The organism is Blautia sp. Sow4_E7, from assembly GCF_052116245.1.
In the GTDB taxonomy this organism is placed as follows: Bacteria; Bacillota; Clostridia; order Lachnospirales; family Lachnospiraceae; genus Blautia_A.
This window is the reverse complement of record NZ_JBQKLL010000003.1, coordinates 17,020-39,647: the sequence shown is the minus strand read 5'-3', so window position 1 is coordinate 39,647 and position 22,628 is coordinate 17,020. Positions and strand designations below refer to the sequence as shown.

At 47.1% G+C, this 22,628-nt stretch carries 17 protein-coding genes; 16 read left to right on the top strand and 1 reads right to left on the bottom strand.

The annotated features are described in order from the left end of the window. Positions 1–42: 42 nt before the first annotated feature. The 12 genes from trpB (at position 43) to leuS (ending at position 17,069) form a co-directional block, all read left to right on the top strand. Positions 43–1,227 (top strand): tryptophan synthase subunit beta, encoded by a 1,185-nt coding sequence (trpB, locus tag ACTQ50_RS02890; RefSeq protein ID WP_441482901.1) that lies wholly within the window; start codon positions 43–45, stop codon positions 1,225–1,227. Next, positions 1,220–1,999 (top strand): tryptophan synthase subunit alpha, encoded by a 780-nt coding sequence (gene trpA / locus ACTQ50_RS02885; protein WP_441482900.1) that lies wholly within the window; start codon positions 1,220–1,222, stop codon positions 1,997–1,999. Before trpB ends, trpA begins: the two co-directional genes overlap by 8 nt. A gap of 215 nt (positions 2,000–2,214) precedes the next feature. After that, positions 2,215–3,114, top strand: a complete 900-nt coding sequence (locus tag ACTQ50_RS02880; RefSeq protein ID WP_441482899.1) for a diacylglycerol/lipid kinase family protein — start codon at positions 2,215–2,217, stop codon at positions 3,112–3,114. Positions 3,115–3,207: 93 nt separating this feature from the next. Continuing rightward, positions 3,208–5,322, top strand: a complete 2,115-nt coding sequence (locus tag ACTQ50_RS02875) for a glutamine synthetase III family protein (protein ID WP_441482898.1) — start codon at positions 3,208–3,210, stop codon at positions 5,320–5,322. Between the two features lie 193 nt (positions 5,323–5,515). Further along, on the top strand, positions 5,516–6,436 hold the full coding sequence (locus ACTQ50_RS02870) for an AAA family ATPase (protein WP_226820917.1): 921 nt from the start codon (positions 5,516–5,518) through the stop codon (positions 6,434–6,436). After that, entirely contained in the window at positions 6,426–8,582 is a 2,157-nt protein-coding gene (locus tag ACTQ50_RS02865; RefSeq protein WP_441482897.1) for a cobaltochelatase CobT-related protein, read from the top strand. Before ACTQ50_RS02870 ends, ACTQ50_RS02865 begins: the two co-directional genes overlap by 11 nt. Positions 8,583–8,752: 170 nt before the next feature. Further along, positions 8,753–9,622, top strand: a complete 870-nt coding sequence (locus ACTQ50_RS02860) for a YitT family protein (RefSeq protein ID WP_441482896.1) — start codon at positions 8,753–8,755, stop codon at positions 9,620–9,622. A 498-nt stretch (positions 9,623–10,120) separates the two neighbouring features. Then, complete coding sequence (locus tag ACTQ50_RS02855) at positions 10,121–11,209, top strand: PucR family transcriptional regulator (RefSeq protein WP_441482895.1); 1,089 nt, start codon at positions 10,121–10,123, stop codon at positions 11,207–11,209. Positions 11,210–11,546: 337 nt separating this feature from the next. Beyond that, positions 11,547–12,230, top strand: coding sequence for a cell division ATP-binding protein FtsE (gene ftsE, locus ACTQ50_RS02850; protein WP_226820926.1), 684 nt, complete (start codon positions 11,547–11,549; stop codon positions 12,228–12,230). Next, positions 12,220–13,128 (top strand): permease-like cell division protein FtsX, encoded by a 909-nt coding sequence (gene ftsX / locus ACTQ50_RS02845; protein WP_441482894.1) that lies wholly within the window; start codon positions 12,220–12,222, stop codon positions 13,126–13,128. Before ftsE ends, ftsX begins: the two co-directional genes overlap by 11 nt. A 223-nt stretch (positions 13,129–13,351) precedes the next feature. Further along, positions 13,352–14,536 carry a S41 family peptidase gene (locus ACTQ50_RS02840; protein WP_441482893.1) on the top strand — a complete coding sequence of 395 codons (1,185 nt, stop codon included), beginning with the start codon at positions 13,352–13,354 and terminating at the stop codon, positions 14,534–14,536. A gap of 130 nt (positions 14,537–14,666) precedes the next feature. Continuing rightward, the gene (leuS, locus tag ACTQ50_RS02835) at positions 14,667–17,069 is read left to right on the top strand and encodes a leucine--tRNA ligase (RefSeq protein WP_441482892.1); all 2,403 of its coding nucleotides are present in this window, start codon (positions 14,667–14,669) and stop codon (positions 17,067–17,069) included. Between the two features lie 121 nt (positions 17,070–17,190). On the opposite strand, the gene ACTQ50_RS02830 is transcribed toward leuS, so the two are convergent. Next, the gene (locus ACTQ50_RS02830) at positions 17,191–17,571 is read right to left on the bottom strand and encodes a helix-turn-helix domain-containing protein (RefSeq protein ID WP_441482891.1); all 381 of its coding nucleotides are present in this window, start codon (positions 17,569–17,571) and stop codon (positions 17,191–17,193) included. Positions 17,572–17,964: 393 nt separating this feature from the next. Here ACTQ50_RS02830 and ACTQ50_RS02825 point away from each other — a divergent pair, with 393 nt between their 5' ends. The 4 genes from ACTQ50_RS02825 (at position 17,965) to ACTQ50_RS02810 (ending at position 22,312) form a co-directional block, all read left to right on the top strand. Next, positions 17,965–19,575: an ASKHA domain-containing protein gene (locus ACTQ50_RS02825; protein WP_441482890.1), complete on the top strand. Its 1,611-nt coding sequence runs from the start codon at positions 17,965–17,967 to the stop codon at positions 19,573–19,575. A 218-nt stretch (positions 19,576–19,793) separates the two neighbouring features. Continuing rightward, positions 19,794–20,174, top strand: coding sequence for a diacylglycerol kinase family protein (locus ACTQ50_RS02820; protein WP_441482889.1), 381 nt, complete (start codon positions 19,794–19,796; stop codon positions 20,172–20,174). A gap of 17 nt (positions 20,175–20,191) precedes the next feature. Continuing rightward, complete coding sequence (locus tag ACTQ50_RS02815; protein ID WP_441482888.1) at positions 20,192–20,608, top strand: phasin family protein; 417 nt, start codon at positions 20,192–20,194, stop codon at positions 20,606–20,608. A gap of 75 nt (positions 20,609–20,683) precedes the next feature. Then, positions 20,684–22,312 carry an ABC1 kinase family protein gene (locus ACTQ50_RS02810; RefSeq protein WP_441482887.1) on the top strand — a complete coding sequence of 543 codons (1,629 nt, stop codon included), beginning with the start codon at positions 20,684–20,686 and terminating at the stop codon, positions 22,310–22,312. The last annotated feature ends 316 nt before the right edge of the window (positions 22,313–22,628 follow it).

Sequence of the window (22,628 nt, the reverse complement as noted above, 5' to 3'; positions counted from 1 at the left end):
AAACTAATCGTTACCAATAACATAAGAAAGGAACACACACCCATGTCAAACGGAAGATTTGGAATCCACGGCGGCCAGTACATCCCCGAAACCCTGATGAACGCGGTGATCGAACTGGAAGAAGCCTATAACCACTACAAAAACGACCCGGAATTCAACCGGGAGCTCACCGAACTTTTAAATGAATACGCAGGCAGACCATCCCGTCTCTACTACGCAGCCCACATGACAGAGGACCTTGGCGGCGCCAAAGTCTACTTAAAAAGAGAAGACCTGAACCACACCGGTGCCCACAAGATCAACAACGTATTAGGCCAGGTACTCCTTGCCAAGAAAATGGGCAAAACCCGTGTCATCGCCGAAACCGGCGCCGGACAGCATGGCGTAGCCACAGCCACAGCCGCAGCCCTTATGGGAATGGAATGCGAAGTCTTCATGGGAAAAGAAGACACTGAACGCCAGGCCTTAAACGTATACAAAATGCGCCTCCTTGGAGCAAAAGTCCATCCTGTAACCTCCGGAACCGCAACCTTAAAAGACGCCGTATCCGAGACCATGCGTGAATGGACCAACCGCATCGCCGACACCCATTACGTATTAGGCTCCGTCATGGGCCCTCATCCATTCCCAACCATCGTCCGCGATTTCCAGGCAGTCATCTCCAAAGAAATCAAAGAGCAGATGCTGGAAAAAGAAGGCAAACTTCCAGATGCAGTCCTTGCATGTGTAGGCGGCGGCTCCAATGCCATTGGAACCTTCTACCACTTTATTGAAGACAAAGAAGTACAGCTGATCGGCTGTGAGGCAGCAGGCCGCGGCGTAAACACTGCAGAGACAGCAGCCACCATTGCTACCGGCAAGCTTGGCATTTTCCACGGAATGAAATCCTACTTCTGCCAGGATGAATACGGTCAGATTGCCCCGGTTTACTCCATCTCCGCAGGTCTGGATTATCCTGGAATCGGTCCGGAACATGCCCACCTTTATGACATCGGCCGCGCCCAGTATGTGCCGGTAACAGACGAAGAAGCAGTGGAAGCCTTTGAATACCTTTCTAAGACAGAAGGAATCATCCCTGCTATTGAAAGCGCTCACGCAGTAGCTTACGCAAGAAAAATCGTACCACAGATGAGAAAAGACCAGAGCGTGGTCATCACCATTTCTGGCCGCGGCGACAAAGACTGTGTGGCAATCGCAAGATACAGAGGGGAGGATATCCATGAGTAACCGAATTTCAGAAGCATTTGCAAAAGGAAAAGCATTTATCCCGTTTATCACCTGCGGAGATCCATCCCTTGAGATCACCGAGCAGCTTGTCTACGCAATGGAGGAAGCAGGCGCAGATCTTATTGAGCTTGGAATCCCATTTTCTGACCCTACAGCAGAGGGCCCGGTGATCCAGGAGGCCAATGTGCGTGCCTTAAGCGGCGGCGTAACCACAGATAAAGTCTTTGATATGGTAGTAAAAATCCGTGAGAAAACCAGTATTCCAATGGTATTTATGACTTACGCGAACGTGGTTTTTTCCTATGGAACAGAGCGCTTTATCAAGAAAGCAGCAGAAGTGGGAATGGACGGTCTGATCCTTCCGGATGTCCCATTTGAGGAAAAAGAAGAGTTTGACGTAGTGTGTAAGCAGTACGGACTGGATCTGATCTCCCTGATCGCGCCGACCTCCCACGAGCGGATCACCCGGATCGCAAAGGAGGCAAACGGCTTTGTATACTGCGTTTCTTCCCTGGGCGTAACCGGAACCAGAACCCAGATCACCACCGATATTGGTGCCATGGTGAAGCTGGTAAAAGCGGCGAAGGACATTCCATGCGCAGTAGGCTTTGGAATCTCCACCCCGGAGCAGGCCAAGAAAATGGCAGCCCAGTCCGACGGCGCTATTGTAGGCTCTGCCATTGTGAAGCTTTGCGCAGCACATGGGGAAAACTGCGTGCCATATGTAAAGGATTACGTAAAGTCTATGAAAGATGCTGTGCGTGAGGCTTAAGCATATTTTTGATAAGCCAGAATATAAAATAATGGAAAAGAAATGGTTAAGTTTTTCCAAAAATAAGCAGAACAGACCAAAAAAATTTAGCCTGTTTTAATTCTAAAAAGACTATAAAAGAGGGCAAAAGCGTTGACATTTTGCCCTCTTTTTTTTATAGTATCATATGTGAATCAATTTTATGTGTAAAATAAAAATGGTAATGAAAAAGAGGAATGAAGTTGGAGAAAAAACTGGTATTTATTTTTAATCCCAAAGCAGGGAAAGGCAAGATCAAAACATCTCTGATGGATATAGTAGATATCTTTAATAAAGGCGGCTATGAAGTGATCATCCGCGCAACTCAGGCCCCGAGAGATGCTTATGAACAGGTAAAATTATATGCAGACAAGGTTGACCTGATCGTCTGCAGCGGCGGTGACGGTACCCTGGACGAGGTGGTTACTGGCATCACAGAAATAGGAAGCAAGGTTCCGGTAGGCTACATACCTGCAGGAAGCACCAATGACTTTGCAAACAGCCTTTTTATGCCAAAGAACATGCTGGATGCTGCTTCCATGATCATGCAGGAGCAGGTGTACCGCTGTGACATTGGCAAGTTTAATCAGCAGACCTTTGCCTATGTAGCTGCATTTGGTCTTTTTACTGACGTGTCCTATGAGACAAGCCAGGATCTGAAGAACATTCTGGGACATCTGGCCTATGTGCTGGAGGGCGCCAAGAGACTTCTGGATATCAAAGCATACCACATGAAAGTGACAACAGAGAGCGGCGTGATCGAGGATAATTTTATTTACGGTATGATCACCAATTCCAGATCTGTAGGCGGATTTAAGAATCTGACTAAGGATGTGGATATGAACGACGGTCTTTTTGAAGTCACTCTGATCGTGCAGCCGAAGAATCCTCTGGAAATGCAGGAGATCGTCCGAAATCTGCTTAATATGGAAGACAATACGGACCTGATCTATTCTTTCAAGGCGCGGAAGCTTTCCTTTGAATCAGAGGAAGAAGTTGCATGGACTCTGGATGGTGAATACGGCGGAAGCCCGAAGACAGTTGAGATTGAGAACCTGCAGCAGGCACTGAATCTTTATCTGAAAAGCACAAAATAAGTGTCCAGAACCTGTAAAATGGTAATATTGTTATGAAAAAATAATATAGAAATAAAACCAGTAATGTGTGTGATGAACGAGAGGAGAGGAAAAATGGGAGATTATGTTAATGTGAAGGAATTATTTGGATGTGATGTGTTCAATGATTCCGTCATGCAGGAACGTCTGCCGAAGAAAGTCTACAAAGAGCTGAAGAAGACCATCGAAGAGGGCAAGGAGCTTTCCATGGAGATTGCGGATGTGGTTGCCCACGAGATGAAGGAATGGGCTATTGAGAAAGGGGCAACCCATTACAGTCACTGGTTTCAGCCGCTTACAGGCGTGACAGCAGAGAAACACGACGCATTTATCACCGCACCTATGGAGAATGGAAAGGTTCTGCAGAGCTTTTCCGGTAAAGAGCTGATCAAAGGAGAGCCGGACGCATCTTCTTTCCCGTCTGGCGGACTTCGTGCCACATTTGAGGCAAGAGGCTATACAACATGGGATTGTACCTCACCAGCATTTGTAAGACATGATGCAGCAGGCGGAACCTTATGTATCCCAACTGCTTTTTGTTCCTACACAGGAGAGGCACTGGATCAGAAAACACCGCTCCTTCGTTCTATGGAAGCCATCAATACACAGGCATTACGACTTCTCAGACTTTTTGGAAATAGTACTTCTAAGCGCGTGACACCGTCTGTCGGTGCTGAGCAGGAGTATTTCCTTGTGGATAAAGAGAAATATATGCAGAGAAAGGATCTGGTTTATACCGGACGTACCCTTTTTGGTGCTATGCCTCCTAAGGGACAGGAGATGGATGACCATTATTTCGGAACCATCCGTCAGAGAGTTTCCGCATATATGAAGGAAGTAAATGAAGAGTGCTGGAAGCTGGGCGTAACGGCCAAGACACAGCACAATGAGGTTGCACCGGCACAGCATGAGCTTGCGCCGATTTATGCACCGGTTAACATTGCAGCTGATCACAACCAGATCATGATGCGTATTCTGAAAAAAGTGGCAAGCCGTCACGGTATGCGCTGCCTGCTTCATGAGAAACCTTTTGCAGGGCTCAATGGTTCTGGTAAGCATAATAACTGGTCCCTGACCACAGATGACGGGATCAATCTTCTGGATCCGGGCAAGACACCACATGAGAACATTCAGTTCCTTCTGGTGCTCACCTGTATTCTGAAAGCCGTTGACAAGCATGCAGACCTTCTTCGTGAGTCCGCAGCAGATGTTGGAAACGACCAGCGTCTTGGCGGCCATGAGGCTCCGCCAGCAGTGATTTCCGTATTCCTGGGAGAGCAGCTGGAGGATGTACTGGAGCAGCTGATCAGCACCGGTACTGCTACGAGAAGCAAGACTGGCGAGAAGCTGGCCACAGGCGTTAAGACACTTCCGGATTTCATGAAGGATGCTACAGACCGTAACCGTACATCACCCTTTGCTTTTACCGGCAATAAGTTCGAGTTCCGTATGGTAGGTTCCAAGGATTCCATTTCCGCATGCAATGTGGTGCTGAATACCATCACGGCAGAGGCTTTTAAAGAGGCCTGCGATGTGCTGGAGAAGGCAGAGGACTTTGATCTTGCCGTACATGACCTGATCAAGAAATATGCCACTGAGCACCAGCGAATTGTATTTAATGGAAACGGCTACGCTCCCGAATGGGAAAAAGAGGCCCGCCGCCGTGGACTTCCAATCCTGCCTTCTATGGTAGATGCCATTCCGGCGCTGACGACAGACAAGGCAGTGGAGCTGTTTGGCGGGTTTGGAGTATTTACGAAGACAGAGCTGGAGTCCAGGGCAGAGATCCAGTATGAGATTTATGCAAAGGCAATTAATATTGAAGCAAAGACCATGATCGACATGGCTACCAAGCAGATTATTCCGGCAGTGATCCGGTATACCACCGTCCTGGCAGAGTCCATCAATCAGGTGAAGGCTGTTGGTCCCATCGATGTGAGTGTACAGATGGATCTGTTGAAAAAGGCAAGCAAGCTTCTGAAGGAAGTGAACAGTGCCATGAATAAGCTGAGCAAGCTGGTAGGTCAGGTTGAATCCCATCCGGAAGGACGTGACAGAGCAGTGTTCTGCAGAGAGAAATTGGTTCCGTCTATGGAGAAATTAAGGGAGCCGGTTGATGAACTGGAAATGTTAGTGGATAAAGAAATGTGGCCAATGCCATCCTATGGAGATCTGGTATTTGAGCCGTAAAGTGATCAGGAGGACTGCAGCCGCAGTCCTCTTTTCTACTAAAGGGGTAAAGCGGGGAAGGTGCAATACGGATGTGATTTCACAGTCATTGTTCCCAACAGGTTGGTGTAATGCCTGCAAACCTCTTGAGACGGGCTTAAAGTGAGTAGAAAATTGGCATAAAGTTTAAAATGAACGAAGGTTGGAAAAATAAATGAGTGAATTTGATTTTTTAGAGGAACAGGGTGTCAATGGGGCGCTTATTAAGGCTGCTGAAGATTTCAGACGTGAGTTTGGTGTTTCAGATGAAGCGAAGCACAGGCTGATAAAACCGGCGCTGCCCTTCTATGGAAAAGAAACCCTGGAGATGGCGATGGCAGCAGTATTGGAGCAGGAGAATCTGCTTCTGGCTGGACCGAAAGCCACAGGTAAGAATGTGCTGGCTGAGAACCTGGCTTATATTTTTGGAAGACCAGTGTATAACGTGTCTTTCCATGTGAACACAAACAGTGGTGACCTGATCGGAACTGACACCTTTGTGGATAATCAGGTGAAGCTGCGAAAAGGAAGTATTTACCAGTGCGCGGAAGAGGGCGGTTTCGGTATTCTGGATGAGATCAATATGGCAAAAAATGATGCAGTATCTGTACTTCACGCTACCTTAGATTACCGCCGCTCCATTGATGTGCCAGGATATGACAAGATCGATCTTCATCCGGCAGCAAGATTTATTGGCACGATGAATTACGGATATGCCGGAACCAAGGAGCTGAATGAGGCGCTGGTGTCCCGTTTCCTTGTGATCGACATGCCGGCACAGAATGAGGAGACACTGGGATTTATCTTCAATCGGATGTTTCCGGATGCGAAAAAAGAAGCTGTTGAGCAGTTTATTGGTGTATTTCTGGATCTGCAACAGAAGTCCATGAACAGCGAGATTTCCACCAAGCCGCTTGATCTTCGTGGACTGCTTGCCGCAATGAAGATCGTGCGCACAGGACTTTCCCCCTGGCAGGCAGTGCGCATGGGAATTGTAAATAAAACATTTGATGTGTTTGAAAAAGAGATCGTGGAGGATGTTGTGCGCACCAGAATTCCACAGGGATGGACACGGGAAGATGTTTATGGAGAATAAAGATAACGAATCTTTAAAGCTTTCTGCAAAAATGGTTGATCTTGAAGATGCGGAGGAATTTTTGAAGGGATCATCTGCTGGAAAAGAAAAAATCATAAACGCAGCGAGCAATAAGGGAACAGAAAGTTTTTTTACGGAAGTGACTGCTACGAAAGAAAGAGAAAAAATTCAGAAAGGAGAGGATGACTGTCAAGAACTAAGCCTCCAGGATTATCAGCTGGAACTGGAAAACCGTATCCGGAATCTGCTCTGGACCATCAGCGGTGACTACACCCAGCAGATGAAGCCGGATGTTTCCTTATTTCTGAGATCCAAGGATATTGCCCTGTATGATGGAATCAAGCAGGGAGCGCTGGCGAAGTTTTTCGACAAGGATTTTCTTGGAATGTATCTGGTGAAGAAGATCTTTATGGGTGCAGACGAGACGGCACTTACTTTTGTTTCACAGCTTTGTATAGAGGAAGCCATTGGAGACAGAATCTGCGAACAGCGCCCTGGAATCTGGGAAATGCAGAGGAAAGCCTGCGAGGACATTCTGGATCAGGAATATGAGGTTATGCCGTCGGCAGCGGATAAGCTGGGGTATCTGAGAGTGAACCTGCTGAGAGGGAGAATTGACCGAGGGCAGAATTTAGAATTAAAGAAGCAGAATAATTCGAATAGTACCAATATTGAATTTCCTAAAGTTGTTTCTATCAGTCAGAATGAAAATTGCGTTGCTGTGAAGAAAGTATTACCTGATATTGGAAAAAATAGTGGCACAACAAATGATGTAATAACAAATATCACAAAAATAGATGCTAAAACAGAAAAAAATAAAGGAATCTATCACTATATTAACTTAATTGCCAGTGCATCCGAAATCCAGGACACCATGTCCCTTATTCGCCTCATAGATACGGTATATAATGAAGTCGCCTCCCCAGATTTTCCCAGGAAGGCGACCTTAGAACAGGTGCTTGCCGTCACAATGGAAGACCTGACCGAATTCGACTGGCAGGATTATCTTTCCGAAGAGATGTACGAGGACGCACTGGAGAGCTACATGGAGCAGTTGACCTCCAATGTGGCAGGTATGGAGAATGCAGACGTTACCAGGGAAATGGAAGAGGAACGCCAAACCAAACAGAAGATCACCGTTCTTCCTCCGGAAGCTCTGGAGAAAGCCCATACCTACGTGGAGCTGAATTTCGGCAGAACCTACCTGAACGAGATGGAAGAGAAGCGGATGAACCAGCTGATGTGCCGGGACATTCACAGCGACTGCAGCCTTTATTTTACGGAAGGGATCCTGAAAAGTCCGGTAAAACGAAATTACCAGTATGAATATGCCAAAAGGTTGAAAAATAAGAATATCTGGCTTTATCATGACAAGCACCGTATTGTGAAGCGAAACATCGCCCTTCTCACGGAGATGCTGAAGAAGTCCCTGATCATCAAAAGTGAAAGCCAGGAAATTCTTTCAGATAGAGGTGTGATCGTTCCTTCCAGGCTTTGGAGGCTGGGAAGAAGCAGTGAAGCGCAGGTTTTTAAACGGGAACTGAAAGGGGATTCTTCGGATTTTGTGGTGGATGTGCTGATCGATGCCAGCGGTTCCCAGATGAGCCGTCAGGGAGAGGTGGCGCTGCAGGCTTACATCATCAGCGAGGCGCTGAGTAACGCAGAGCTGCCCCACAGAGTAATGAGCTATTGTACCTTCTGGGACTACACCATTCTCCACCGTTTCCGGGAGTACGATGATCCAAGAAGCGCAAATGAAAATATCTTTAATTATGTAACTTCATCCAACAACCGTGACGGACTGGCTATCCGGGCAGCAGGCTACGGGCTTTTGAAGAGGGAAGAGGAGAAGAAGATCCTGATCATTCTCAGTGATGGCCGTCCCTATGACGTGATCGTCAATCGCCCCAATGCCAAGAACCCGGCACCTTACCACGGAAAGTACGCCATTACCGATACCGCCGCCCAGATCCGGAAGCTGCGCAGCCAGGGCGTGAGCGTGCTGGGCGTTTTTGCTGGGGAAGAGAAAGATCTGGCGACAGAGAAGAAGATATTTGGAAAAGATTTCGCCTATATTCGAAATATTACGGGATTTTCAAAAATCGTAGGCAGGTATCTTACGAAGCAGTTGGAAGATGACGAGTAGATGAAAAGGTACTAAAACAGATGATATCAACGTTAGAATTTCTTTCTTGCGGTTTGATGCAATAGTAAGATTAGTGTATTATTTTTGAATTTGCTGTGGAATGCATTTTAGCCCGTAACTGTGAGTGACTGAATATTTAATAGGATATGAAAATACGAAGGAGGTAACCCATGTTTCAAAATAACAAAAAAGCTGCCTACCTGGACTACCTGATGATCCTTGTTGGCACAGCCCTTATGGCAACTGCTGTCAACAGTGTCTTCGATATGACCGGTATGGTAACCGGAGGCTTTTCCGGTATTGCAATTCTGGTAAAAGAATGGACAGAAGGCGTGATCCCGGGAGGTATTCCCCTGTGGATCACCAACTTAAGCCTGAACATCCCACTTTTCCTGATCGGAATGAAGATCGGGGGATTTCAGTTTGTAAAAAAGGCTCTGGTAGGAGAGGTCTGTCTGTCCTTCTGGCTGGCTGTGCTGCCCACTTTTGACATTGCAGGAAACGACCTTCTGCTGGCTGCTGTTTACGGCGGCGTGATCCAGGGAGTGGGAATCGGTCTTGTGTTCCTGGGAAGAGGAACCACAGGCGGCACCGATATGATGGCGGCGCTGCTCCAGCGGAAACTCCGCCACTATTCCATTGCACAGATCATGCAGTTTATTGACGGCGCCATTGTGCTGGTAGGTATGTATGTGTTTGGTGTGCAGAAAGCATTGTATGCCATCATCGCTGTTTTCCTCGTCACAAAAGTTTCTGACAGCATGATCGAAGGTCTGAAGTTTTCCAAGCAGGCCTATATCATCACCAGCAAGCCCCAAGAGATTTCCAGAGAGATCATGGACAAGCTGGACCGCGGTGTCACTGGAATCCACGGCAAAGGAATGTACTCCGACCAGAACAAGCTGCTGCTTTACTGCGTAGTGGGACGTAAAGAAATCGTAGCCTTAAAAGAGCTGGTGGACGATATTGATCCGGATGCTTTTGTGATCGTGTCCGATGTGCGGGAAGTTCTTGGAGAGGGATTTATCGAGCGCAAGTAGAAGAAAGTAACGATTCAGAAGGGAGTATTCCGCGTGTAATTGTGAAGGTACTGAACAGTCACCAACGGAAAACTATACAGAAACAAGATGCAAACGCCTAAATATGCGGAGAAATAAGTGCGAAGTATGGCTTGAAATGCAGGCAATATAGAAAAAGTAGAAAAAAATTACTGGAAATTTGTAAATTTTTTCTACTTTCCTCTTCCTTTTTTGGTGATTTTGTATTAAAATAGGTTCATGGATTTTTTGAATCAGTAGATTTTCCTAGAGTTGTCCAGTACTTTGTGCAATATTACAGATAGAAGACATTGATTTTTGGCACATATGGACAGCAATGAAAGACCGATTTATTATTTGGTTCACAGCAAAGATTACGCGAAGCGTTTTTATGAATGCCATACGCAGAAGATATGGGGCGCATGAAGGTGGCAATTGCTGCGAACAGAGCAATGCTTTATTCGGTCACACATAAATTTTACAAGAAGGGATGGAAGGGTAATGATATCAAATCAGGTACTGCAGAATACACTTGAGGGGCTCAAGGAGATATCTAGGACGGAGTTTTGCATCATTGATACAGATGGCAAGACCTTAGCGTCCACCGACAGTGAATTTGAGATTCAGCCACAGGATGTTCAGGCATTCGTGGAATCCCAGGCTGCCAGCCAGCTTGTGAAAGGTTACCAGTATTTCAAGGTCTGTGATGATTATCAGCTGGAATATATTCTGGTTGCCCACGGAGAAGATGAAGATACTTATATGGTCGGTAAGCTTGCTGCTTTCCAGATCCAGAGCCTGATCGTGGCTTATAAGGAGCGTTTTGACAAGGACAGCTTCATTAAGAATCTGCTTCTTGATAACCTGCTTCTGGTTGATATTTACAATCGTGCGAAGAAGCTTCATATTGAGGCTGATGTCCGCCGCGTGGTTATGATCCTGGAACTTGAACAGGAGAGAGAGCGTAGCTCTATGGAGAGCGTGAAGAGTCTTTTCGGCGGCAAGAGCAAGGACTTTATCACAGCTGTTGATGAGAAGAGCATTATCATTGTCAAGGAGCTTGAGGAGAACGAGGGATACGAAGAGATGGACAAGCTTGCCCAGACCATCCTGGATACCTTAGGCCTTGAGAAAGAGAATAATACACATATTGCATACGGAACCATCGTAAGCGAGCTGAAGGAAGTTTCCCGTTCCTACAAGGAAGCCAGAATGGCCCTTGATGTAGGCAAGATCTTCTCCCCTGAGAAGGACGTGATCGCGTACAGCTCCCTTGGAATCGGCCGTCTGATCTATCAGCTTCCAATCCCGCTGTGCAAGATGTTTATTAAGGAGATTTTCGGCGGCAAGTCCCCGGATGACTTCGACGAGGAGACTCTGGTCACCATCGACAAGTTCTTCGAGAACAGCCTGAATGTATCCGAGACCTCCAGACAGCTTTACATTCACCGTAATACACTGGTATATCGTCTGGACAAGCTCCAGAAGAGCACCGGACTTGACCTCCGCGTATTCGAGGATGCCATCACATTCAAGATCGCGCTGATGGTTGTAAGATATATGAAGTATATGGAGACTCTGGAGTATTAATTTTCATATCTGTGACTTCTGTGCCTGCTGCATTTGTTTGTGGTAGGCATGTTTTTTTCTGTGTGGAAACTTCAGACCGGTTATTTGGAAAAGATTCCTGGTCTTACTTTGTGTTTCCTTTGTGAAATCCCTTGCGTTCTTAGCTTTCTCTGTTATAATAAATTACTGTTTGAAAATGGTTATTGTTCACAGGCAATGTTCCGCGAGGTGTTTTGGGGAATAAAGCTTGTAGAAAAATAAGGTTGCATTTTCGCCAGACATATATTACAATAATGTTACATAAAAATTAAGCAAACTGCTGAATTAAATTTTTACATGAAAATCTAAGGAGGATATCATGATTGATCTGATAGATGTGAGCAAGTCCTATGGACCAGGACTGCCGGCAGTGAATCACGCCAATCTCCATGTAGATAAAGGTGAATTCGTATTTATAGTAGGAAACAGCGGCTCCGGTAAATCCACGCTGATCAAGCTGCTTCTGAAGGAACTGGATTCCACATCCGGCAAGATTATTGTAAGCGGCGAGAAGCTTGAGGGAATGAAGCACCGCCGTGTTGCCAAATACCGCCGTAAGCTTGGCGTCGTGTTCCAGGACTTCCGTCTTTTGAAAGACCGGGATGTATATGAGAACGTGGCTTTTGCCCAGCGTGTGGTAAACCGTCCTACCAGAGTTATCCGCAAGCGGGTTCCGGAAGTACTTCAGGAGGTTGGACTTGCCGGGAAATATAAAGCCTATCCGGACGAGCTGTCAGGCGGCGAGCAGCAGAGAGTTGCCCTTGCCAGAGCTATTGTAAACCGCCCGGACATCCTTCTTGCAGATGAGCCTACCGGTAACCTTGACCCGAAGACCTCCGAGGAGATCATGAAGCTCCTTGAGGAGATCAACGAGCGCGGCACCACCGTTCTGGTAGTAACCCACAATAAAGAGATCGTCAATTCCATGAAGAAGCGTGTACTGACCATGCACAATGGAGTGATCATCAGCGACGAGAAAGAAGGAGAATATTATGAGGCCTAGTACCATCTGGTATACTCTGAAGCAGGGTATCAAGAACATCAAGAGAAATTTCATGTTTTCCATTGCTTCTATTATTACGATGGCAGCATGTATTTTTCTTTTCGGAATTTTCTTTTCCATTGTAAATAACGTAAATACACTGGCACACAAGGTTGAGGAAGATGTGCCTATCACCGTTCTTTTTAATGAAGGAACCACACAGGAGCAGATGGATGCAGTTGGAGAACTGATCAAGCAGCGCCCGGAGGTTTCCAAGATCGAGTTTGAGTCCGGGGATGAAGCCTGGGAGAAGATGAAGCAGGAATATTTCGGAGATGATTCCGAGGCAGCAGACGGTTTCAAGGATGACAACCCTCTGGCCAACTCTTCCAACTACCGTGTATACATGAACAACATTGAGAAACAGTCCGAGCTGGTTGCTTATATCAAGACTCTGGACAATGTACGTGAGGTCAACCAGTCTGAGCAGGCTGCCAAGACTCTGGGATCCATTAACCGTATTGTTTCCTATGTATCTGTTGCAGTGATCGTGATCCTGCTGCTGATCGCCATTTTCCTGATCAGCAATACCATTTCTGTTGGTATTACCGTTCGTAAGGACGAGATCGGAATTATGAAATATATCGGTGCTACAGACGCCTTTGTACGTGCGCCGTTCCTTCTGGAAGGTATGATCCTGGGACTGATCGGTGCAGGAATTCCGCTGATCATCCTGTATTTTTGCTATAACAACGTGGTAACCTATGTGTATACCAAGTTCAGCGTACTTATGGGCGTTGTGGATTTTATTCCAGTTGGACAGATCTACCAGACGCTGGTTCCGGTGGCACTGGCACTGGGAATTGGAATCGGTCTTGTGGGAAGCTTCATTACCACAAGAAAACACTTGAAGGTGTGAGAAATCTGTTTTACAATAAGGGCGGTTATTCGCATTCCGCCAGAGAATATATAAGAAAGAATATGGGGGCTGCTGGAGAGATCTGGCGGTCCTTTTGTGTAAAAAGAGATAAAGGGTGTATTCAAGACGGACGCATTAGGGCAAATGATATTCCACGCAAGTTGGTGCAACGCTCCGGCGAGCTGGTAATTGGATGGATCTTGTATAATGAGGAGAACTATAAATGGCAGATAAACAATTTATAAAAGGAGCCATAACTGGTGTGCTTTGTGCCTCCCTGGCACTGGGCGGAGGCTACGTTTGCCTCCAGAAAGCCGGCCGGGCAGGAAGCAACGTGCTGTCGGATGTGGCAGTTACCCAGAAGATCAAGTATCTGGAAGACATTATAGATCAGAACTATCTGGAAGAGGTAGATGAGGATTCCCTGAAAGAAGGAATTTATACCGGCCTTCTTTACGGCCTGGGCGACCCCTATTCCAGATACTACACAGAAGAGGAATACGAGGAAGAGACCCGGGATACCGAAGGATCCTATTCCGGCATCGGCGTAAGCATCACCCAGAATACGGACGGTGGAATCCTGGTGGTGGAATGCTATGAGGGCGGCCCGGCAGACCTGGCTGGTGTGAAGAAAAATGATGTGATCACAGCCGTAAATGGAACGGATGTAACATCAATGACACCTTCCGACGTTTCCAAGATGATCCGGGAAAAAGAGGACGGCACATCTGTTCTGACGGTGTATCATCAGGATGCAGATGAGCCGGAAGAGATCACAGTTACCTTAAGTGATGTGGAGCTGCCTACTGTTTCCTATGAAATGCTGGAAGATTCTATTGGATATTTGAAGATTACCGAGTTTACCATGGTCACACCCCAGCAGTTTGAGAATGCCTACCAGGATCTTCAGGCGAAAGGCATGGAGAAGCTGATCGTGGATCTTCGTGACAACCCGGGCGGCGTGCTTTCCTCCGTGTGTGATGTACTCCGCCAGATTTTGCCCGAAGGACTGATCGTGTATACCGAGGACAAATACGGGGAAAAACAGGAGATGAATTGCGACGGTGATACCCCTATTGACATTCCGCTGGCCGTGCTGGTCAATGAGAACAGCGCCAGCGCTTCGGAGATTTTTGCCGGAGCAGTGAAGGATTACGAGATTGGAACTATTGTGGGAACTACCACCTATGGAAAAGGAATCGTCCAGAGCATCCGCCAGCTCTCCGATGGAAGTGCGGTGAAGCTGACTACGGCGAAATATTTTACCCCCAAGGGCAATGATATTCATAAAGTGGGAATTACCCCAGACGTAGAAGTGAAACTGGATGCCAGCCTTTTGAATAAGTCGGACATTACCCACGAGGAAGATAATCAGCTTCAGGCCGCAATAGAGGCGGTTTCTCGTTGACAAAACCACTCTGTTGGATTAGAATGATAAAAGGATTTTTGCAAAATAACGCGCTGGATCTGCGTGATGAATAGGTAGATTGGCAGAAGGTTATTTTGTTGATAGGTACAATAAATGTGGAGGAACCATAATGAAACACAATTTTAAGAAAATCGAGCCGAAATGGCAGAAAAAATGGGAAGAGCAGCAGGCATTTAAAGCTGTTGACGGAAGTGATAAACCGAAATTCTATGGCCTTGTAGAGTTCCCGTACCCAAGCGGTGCCGGAATGCACGTTGGCCATATCAAGGCATACTCCAGTATCGAGGTACTTTCCAGAAAGAGAAGAATGCAGGGATACAACGTACTGTTCCCAATCGGATTCGACGCATTCGGACTTCCGACTGAGAACTATGCCATCAAGACAAACACACATCCCCGTGAGATCACAGACCAGAACATTGCGAAATTCACCAACCAGCTGAAGAGCGTTGGATTCTCCTTTGACTGGAGCCGTGTGATCGATACCACACAGGAAGACTTCTATAAATGGACACAGTGGATTTTCCTGAAAATGTTTGAGAACGGACTTGTTTTCCGTGATAAAACATTAGTTAACTATTGCCCATCCTGTAAGGTCGTTCTTTCCAACGAGGACAGCCAGGGCGGTAAATGTGATATCTGCCACAGCGACGTTATCCAGAAGTCCAAGGACGTTTGGTACTTAAGAATCACCCAGTACGCAGACAAGCTTCTTGAGGGACTCAACGACGTTGACTATCCGGCAAATATCAAACAGCAGCAGGTAAACTGGATCGGTAAATCCACAGGTGCTTTCGTAAACTTCACAGTTGACGGAATCGACGAGACTCTGCAGATCTACACCACCAGACCAGATACCCTGTTCGGTGTTACCTTCATGGTTATCGCACCAGAGCATCCGCTGATCGACAAATATGCTGACCGCATCACCAACATGGACGAGATCAAGGCTTACCGTGATGAGTGTGCGAAGAAGACTGAGTTCGAGAGAACCCAGCTTGTAAAAGAGAAAACTGGTGTATGCATCCAGGGCCTTGAGGGCGTGAACCCTGTAAACGGCAAGAAGATCCCGATCTACATTGCAGACTATGTAATGATGGGATATGGTACTGGCGCGATCATGGCAGTACCTGCACATGACCAGAGAGACTATGACTTCGCGAAGAAGTTTGGCATTGACATTATCCAGGTTATCAAGGGCGGCGACATCGAGAAAGAAGCCTACACAGGCGACGGCGAGATGATCAACTCCGATTTCCTGAACGGCTATACAAATAAGAAAGATTCCATCAAGCGCATGCTTGAGGAACTTGAGAAGAAAGGCATTGGTAAAGCTGGTGTCCAGTACAAGATGAAAGACTGGGCATTTAACCGCCAGAGATACTGGGGCGAGCCAATCCCGATCGTTCATTGTCCGAAGTGCGGTGATGTAGCAGTTCCTTATGAGGAGCTTCCACTTCGTCTGCCGAAGATCAAAGACTTCCAGCCAGGTGAGGACGGACAGTCTCCACTTGCAAAGATCGATTCCTTCGTAAACTGCAAATGCCCGAAGTGCGGCGGCGATGCCAAGAGAGAGACCGATACCATGCCACAGTGGGCAGGATCTTCCTGGTATTTCCTTCGTTATGTGGATCCGCACAATACAGAGGCTCTTGCAGACCGCAAGAAGATGGAATACTGGATGCCGGTTGACTGGTACAACGGCGGTATGGAGCACGTAACCAGACATATGATCTACTCCAGATTCTGGCATCATTTCCTGTATGACATGGGAATCGTCAATACTCCGGAGCCATATGCGAAACGTTCTGCACAGGGTATGATCCTTGGTTCAGACGGTGATAAGATGAGTAAATCCAAGGGCAACGTTGTTGACCCGCTGGATATTGTAAATGAGTACGGTGCAGATGCACTTCGTACCTACGTTCTCTTCATGGGTGACTACGGCGCAGCTGCTCCGTGGAATGACAGCTCTGTAAGAGGCTGCAAGCGTTTCCTTGAGAGAGTTGCAGGACTGACCGACATCATGACAGACGAGCCGGCAGCTAAGGATATGGAAGTTAAGATTCACAAGGCAATCAAGAAAGTATCCTCCGATATCGAGGCTATGAAGTTCAACACTGCAATTGCCTGCCTGATGACTCTTATCAACGACATCTACGCAGTTGGCAAGATCAGCAAGGATGACCTTGTGATCTTCATCAAGCTCCTTTGCCCATTTGCTCCTCACCTTTGCGAGGAAATCTGGGAGACCATCGGCGGAGAAGGCTTACTTTCCCTTTCCCAGTGGCCAGAGTACGAAGAGAGCAAGACCGTAGAGGCATCCGTAGAGATCGGTGTCCAGGTCAACGGAAAAGTCCGCGGAACCATCGTAATCCCGAACGGCTGTGCAAAAGAGGAAGCTCTTGAGCTGGCTAAGAAGGACGAAAGAGTCGCTTCCTTCCTGGAAGGCAAGACTCTTGTAAAAGAGATTTATGTACCGAATAAGATCGTGAACTTTGTTGCGAAATAAAGATTGCAGAAATAAAGAAACTCCCCGTCAGGAAGCTGGCGGGGAGTTTTGACGTAGCCAGAGAAAATGCAGAGATAGTCCACTGTTGGCTGTAGAAGTATATGGAAAATGCAAAAAACGATTATGACTGCTTTAAGGAATTAAATGTCTGCTCATAATGGAGAATACGTTTTTTTTGATTTTCCAATAAGGTGGTTCGCTTTAATTCAATGGCAATTGTGTAATCTACAAGTTCTTTTCCTGTGCAGTCGAGAAGCCGATATTTCTCGATAAGCTGCTGTTCGGAGATGGATTGAACATCGACAGCTGTAGTCGCTCTTTCTTCTGTTAACCCTAACAGGTAATCCGTAGAGACATGAAAAAACTGCGACATCTTTATAAGGAATGGAAAGCCTGGTTCCCGAATGTCCATTTCGTAATTTCGTAAAGTGTTGGCAGGAATGCCAAGCTCGGCAGCGAAAGCGTCGCGATTGCGATAACCATGTTCTTTACGCAGCTGCATAAGTCTTTTTCCAAAAGTTATGATAAAAATCCCTCCATTTTCTATTATTGATTGACAAAATCATATAGAATAGATATAATATACTCACCAGAACAGCTGGTAGGTAGATGCTTTCTACCCGCTCCTGCTAGTGCGGTAATGGACTTATGAATAGTCGTCCTCGAACTTTGCGGGCCCAGAACGGCTATTTCTTATGTATGGCGAATTCCAGAGCCTGTTTGAAAAATCATTCCTGCAATCTGCACGCCCCCCAACTGCTCGGGAAAATATATTAAATTTAAAATATATATATTTATTATATAGAATAATTCTAATTACGTCAATGAAAAATATCTAAAAAAGGCATAAAATATATAAATATACTCAAAATAAGTAAAAATAAGGAGCTGAAATATGATGAACGGTCTCAGCCAAAAAATATATCTCGAACTCCCTCTCCCAACCGAAGACGATCCCCGCTCAGACCAGCAGCGGATCCTGGATAGCCTGGCGGAAGCCGGTATGGAAGAGCGGATTCATATACCTGTCCACATTTTGCGGCAGTTATACCCCTTACTTGATAACGCAAAGTGGAAAATAACGGTTTCCCTTGTCTGGAATGGGGAAAACTGGGAGTTGATAGAGATAGAGGAAGGGGATACCACCGCGCAGCATTACGGGCTGGCGGTGGATCTTGGAAGTACCACTGTGGTGGCAAGACTCCTGGACTGTAACAGTGGCGAGATTTTGGAGGAAGTCAGCTGCTTTAATAAGCAGATCCAGTGGGGGACAGACATTCTGTCCAGGATCTTTTATTGTAAAGATAATAAGGAAAAGCTGGAAGAAGTGCGGCGGGCTACGGTGGAATCTATTAGTGAATGTATGGAAAAGCTGGACACAAGCTACTCCGCACTCTCCATGGTAGTCGCAGGCAACACCACCATGATCCACTTCCTTCTGGGAATGGACGCCTTCTGCGTCTTCTACACCCCACACGCAGTCCACGCCGACTGCCCCGGTTTTCAGCTGGCACGTGACCTTGACATTCCGCTGAAAGGCTATGTCTATTGCTATCCCTCTAAGTCTAACTACCTTGGCGGCGATATCATCAGCGGCATGATTGACACCGAATTATACAAAAAAGACGAGATCAGCGTCTTCTTCGACATCGGAACCAACGGCGAGCTGGTGATCGGAAATAAAGAATTTCTTCTCTGCGGCGCAGGCGCAGCAGGTCCAGCGCTGGAGGGAGGTGTGGTACGCACTGGCATGCGGGCAGATGTAGGGGCTGTGGATGAAGTGAAGATAAGAGATGGGAATATTTTGGTACATGTAATCGGAAGACCAGAAGAAAAATACCAGATTATGTGTGGAAAAGAAGGATTTCAAGATAGCATTAAAGAGATAGCAAAAAAATCTACTGAAAATGTGGAGGTCACACCCCAGGGAATCTGCGGTTCCGGTATCATCGACCTGATCGCCGAGCTCTTCTTAGAAGGCTGGATCGACATCCGCGGCAAACTTTCCCCGGAAAAAAGTCTTCTCATTCAGCAGCAGGATAACCAGCTCTGTGTAGAATACGCCCCAGGCCTGTACTTCTACCAGAAAGACATCGACGAATTCATCCGTACCAAATCCGCTGCCCACACCATGGTAGAAATCATGCTCCGCGAATCCGGCCTTGACCTAAACCAGGCCGACCGCTTCTACGTAGCCGGAGCCTTTGGCAAACACGTATCAAAAGAATCGGCCATCACCATCGGCATGTACCCCGACATGGACCGCGCCCACATCATCAACGCCGGAAATTCTTCCCTGGAAGGCGCCCAGAAGCTTTTACTCAATCGAAGCCTCCTTAACGACATCGACCAGATCCTGGAAGAAATGGTCTACATCCAGTTCGCCGAAGTAGAAGACTTCCTGGAACTAATGGTAGCCGCCCAGGCCTTGCCGCATACGGATTATAAGCGTTATCCTACGGTTATGGAGAAGCTAAAAGAAAGGCAGAAAGGCATAAAGTTATAACGATCTCTCGTGAAAACAGGAATCTATGAGATTTTGTAATCGATTTTAGTAAACTGGATATTTAGAAGCTGCATGTAAGGGTAAGTCCACTTAAGGCTTGCCCTTTTAGCAATTCGTACAGGAATAATGAGAAAATTGTAAAAAATATCTAAATTTCTAGTAATTTATCACAAAATATGCTATACTATCCCCAAACTAACAGACAGGAAGTGTACGAAATGACAGCACCCAAGAAACCACCAATTACGAAAAGTTTCGGATACGCATTTGAAGGAATTTTCACCTGCATCCGCAAGGAACGGAACATGAAGATCCACTGTGTCATGGCAGTCCTGGTAGTGATCGCAGGCATCATCCTGAAGCTTTCCCCAGTGGAATGGTGCATCTGTCTTGGCCTTTTCGGACTGGTAATGGCACTGGAGCTGGTGAACACCGCCGTAGAATCTGTGGTAGACCTGGTAACCAGCGAGTACAAGCCCCTGGCGAAGATCGCCAAAGACACCGCCGCCGGAGCCGTCCTGATCGCCGCCATCATGGCAGCCATCGCCGGACTGATCATTTTCGTACCCAAAGGCCTGGCATTTCTGGGAGTCCTATAAAGAAAGGAGCACACACTATGGAACTTGGAGAAGGCATCAAAAAAATTTTACTTGCAGGAATCGGCACCGCAGCAGTGACCGCAGAGAAATCCAAAGAGGTTCTGGATGAACTGGTAAAGAAAGGTGAGCTCACCGTAGAACAGGGCAAGGTCCTGAACCAGGAACTGAAGCACAATATCAAAGAGAGCGTGAAGAAGAACGTAAACGTAACCCTGAAGCCATCCAACCCGGACGAACTGAAGGACATCCTTGGCAAAATGACTCCAGACCAGCTTGCCGCCCTGAAAGAGCAGATCACCAAAATGCAGGAGAAGGATGTAGATCCAGAGGAAGAAGCACCGGCTGAGCCAGAAGCCACAGAAGCAGAAGCCGCCGAAGAAGAGGAAGAAGCCGAGGAAGCCAAAGAAGAATACGAGGCAGATCCACAGGAATAAGCAATAACATTTTCGGGAAAAAGAAATATTATTGGAAAGAACCCGAATCCTGCCTTTGTAGTAAGGGGAACAGACATGGGCGAGACAGATAGAAGAGAAAAAGATTACGCAGGCAGCAAGAAATCAAATGGCAAAGACACCGGCACATATAAGGAAAGGTTGAAGGAAATCACCGCCGTCCTCCATAAACACGCCATCACCCGTGGCGTGTCCCCGGAGAAGCTCCGCCTGATCCTCACCGACCTTGGCCCCACCTTTATCAAATTAGGCCAGATCATGTCCCTGCGCTCCGACATTTTGCCCAAGCGCTACTGCGACGAGCTGATGAAGCTTTGCTCAGACGTCCCACCCATGCCATTTTCCGAAGTAGAAGAAGTCCTCCAGGAAGCCTTCGGCTGCCCCTGGCAGGAAGAATTCCAGGAAATTAGGCAGAAGCCCCTTGGCTCAGCCTCCATCGCCCAGGTCCACCGCGCCGTCCTGAAAACCGGCGAAGAAGTAGTGGTGAAGGTTCAGCGAAAGGGCATCTACGAAGTCATGGCCCGGGACATTGGCCTTATGAAAAAAGCGGTGAAACTCCTTCCACCGGTAAGCATTAAGGAAGCCGTAGACCTGAACCTTGTGCTGGAAGAGCTTTGGCGGGTCACCCAGGAAGAGATGAACTTCCTCACCGAAGCCGCTAATATGGAGGAATTTTCCCGCAAAAACAAAAACGTGGCATTTGTAAAAACGCCCATCCTTTACCGGGAATACACCACCGCCAACGTGCTGGTCATGGAATACATCGACGGCATCCCCATCGATGACAAAGAGACCCTCCTGGCCGGAGGCTACGACCTGGACGAGATCGGCAGTAAATTCGTAGACAACTTCATCAAACAGGTGATGGACGACGGCTTTTTCCACGCAGATCCCCATCCTGGAAATGTGATGATCCAGGGCGGCAAGATCGTCTGGATCGACATGGGAATGATGGGCCGTCTGAATGACCACGACCGTGAACTGATCGGCCAGGCCATCGAAGGCGTGGCCCTGAACGACATTGGGAAAATCCAAGACGCCGTTCTCGCACTTGGAGAATTTAAGGGAAAACCAGACCAGAGCCGTCTTTACACAGACATCCGCGACCTTATGGCGAAATACGGCACCGCAGACATGGGCGAAATCGATATCGTAGAGATCCTCACCGACCTGATGGATGTGATGAAAGAGAACAAGATCGTCATGCCCCACGGTCTCACCATGCTTGCACGTGGCCTGACACATATGGAAGGGGTACTTGCCGACATCAGCCCGGATATCAACATGGTCCAGATCGCAGCCGCCCGTTTGAAAGGCACCCTTCTGGAAGATGGCAACTGGAAAAAACAGATGAAAGGCACCGGCAAAAAGTTGTACCGTTCCATGCTCCGCGCCGTAGACATTCCCGCCCTGGCAGCAGATTTTCTCCAGGGCTGCATGAAAGGCCAGACAAAGATCAACCTGGATCTCCACGCCTCCGACGACCTGGCATGGCTGATGCGCCGTCTGATCCGGAACATCGTCCTTGGCCTGTGGGTCATGGCACTTCTGATCAGCTCCAGCATCATCTGCACTACTGATATGACACCGAAAATGTTTGGCATCCCAGCACTGGGAGTTTTGGGCTATTTTGGTGCCCTGGTGATCCTCATGTACCTGTTTATCAAACACTTCATGAAAAAGTAGTGGAAAAAACTTGAAAAAAGACAAATTAAGTGGGTAAAATCACCAAACTTCCTCAGAACCCCCGGAAAGAAAGCCGGGGGGGTTGACACTAAATGAAGAGGGTGCTATCTTATTAAGAAGACTGGAATGATGAAATTTGTCAAAATAGGAAAGAATTGTATGTTAGGAACTGCTAACGTGACGACGGAAATTACGGGAAAAGGTGATTTCTGGAAACGAACAGGTTTTGAAAATTCTGTTAGAGCGCGTTAGCGGGAATATATAATTTTAGATAAGTTATAAATCTAACAATAAGACGGAATTTTACCATGGTGAT

Bases quoted from the DNA above. Each gene is read 5' to 3' on its own strand.
- ftsX (WP_441482894.1), top strand. From the start codon at position 12,220: ATGAGGCCTAGTACCATCTGGTATACTCTGAAGCAGGGTATCAAGAAC.
- trpA (WP_441482900.1), top strand. From the start codon at position 1,220: ATGAGTAACCGAATTTCAGAAGCATTTGCAAAAGGAAAAGCATTTATC.
- trpB (WP_441482901.1), top strand. From the start codon at position 43: ATGTCAAACGGAAGATTTGGAATCCACGGCGGCCAGTACATCCCCGAA.
- ACTQ50_RS02880 (WP_441482899.1), top strand. From the start codon at position 2,215: ATGAAGTTGGAGAAAAAACTGGTATTTATTTTTAATCCCAAAGCAGGG.
- ACTQ50_RS02865 (WP_441482897.1), top strand. From the start codon at position 6,426: ATGGAGAATAAAGATAACGAATCTTTAAAGCTTTCTGCAAAAATGGTT.
- ACTQ50_RS02860 (WP_441482896.1), top strand. From the start codon at position 8,753: ATGTTTCAAAATAACAAAAAAGCTGCCTACCTGGACTACCTGATGATC.
- ACTQ50_RS02815 (WP_441482888.1), top strand. From the start codon at position 20,192: ATGGAACTTGGAGAAGGCATCAAAAAAATTTTACTTGCAGGAATCGGC.
- ACTQ50_RS02870 (WP_226820917.1), top strand. From the start codon at position 5,516: ATGAGTGAATTTGATTTTTTAGAGGAACAGGGTGTCAATGGGGCGCTT.
- leuS (WP_441482892.1), top strand. From the start codon at position 14,667: ATGAAACACAATTTTAAGAAAATCGAGCCGAAATGGCAGAAAAAATGG.
- ACTQ50_RS02825 (WP_441482890.1), top strand. From the start codon at position 17,965: ATGATGAACGGTCTCAGCCAAAAAATATATCTCGAACTCCCTCTCCCA.
- ACTQ50_RS02820 (WP_441482889.1), top strand. From the start codon at position 19,794: ATGACAGCACCCAAGAAACCACCAATTACGAAAAGTTTCGGATACGCA.
- ACTQ50_RS02830 (WP_441482891.1), bottom strand. From the start codon at position 17,571: ATGCAGCTGCGTAAAGAACATGGTTATCGCAATCGCGACGCTTTCGCT.
- ACTQ50_RS02810 (WP_441482887.1), top strand. From the start codon at position 20,684: ATGGGCGAGACAGATAGAAGAGAAAAAGATTACGCAGGCAGCAAGAAA.
- ACTQ50_RS02840 (WP_441482893.1), top strand. From the start codon at position 13,352: ATGGCAGATAAACAATTTATAAAAGGAGCCATAACTGGTGTGCTTTGT.
- ACTQ50_RS02875 (WP_441482898.1), top strand. From the start codon at position 3,208: ATGGGAGATTATGTTAATGTGAAGGAATTATTTGGATGTGATGTGTTC.
- ftsE (WP_226820926.1), top strand. From the start codon at position 11,547: ATGATTGATCTGATAGATGTGAGCAAGTCCTATGGACCAGGACTGCCG.
- ACTQ50_RS02855 (WP_441482895.1), top strand. From the start codon at position 10,121: ATGATATCAAATCAGGTACTGCAGAATACACTTGAGGGGCTCAAGGAG.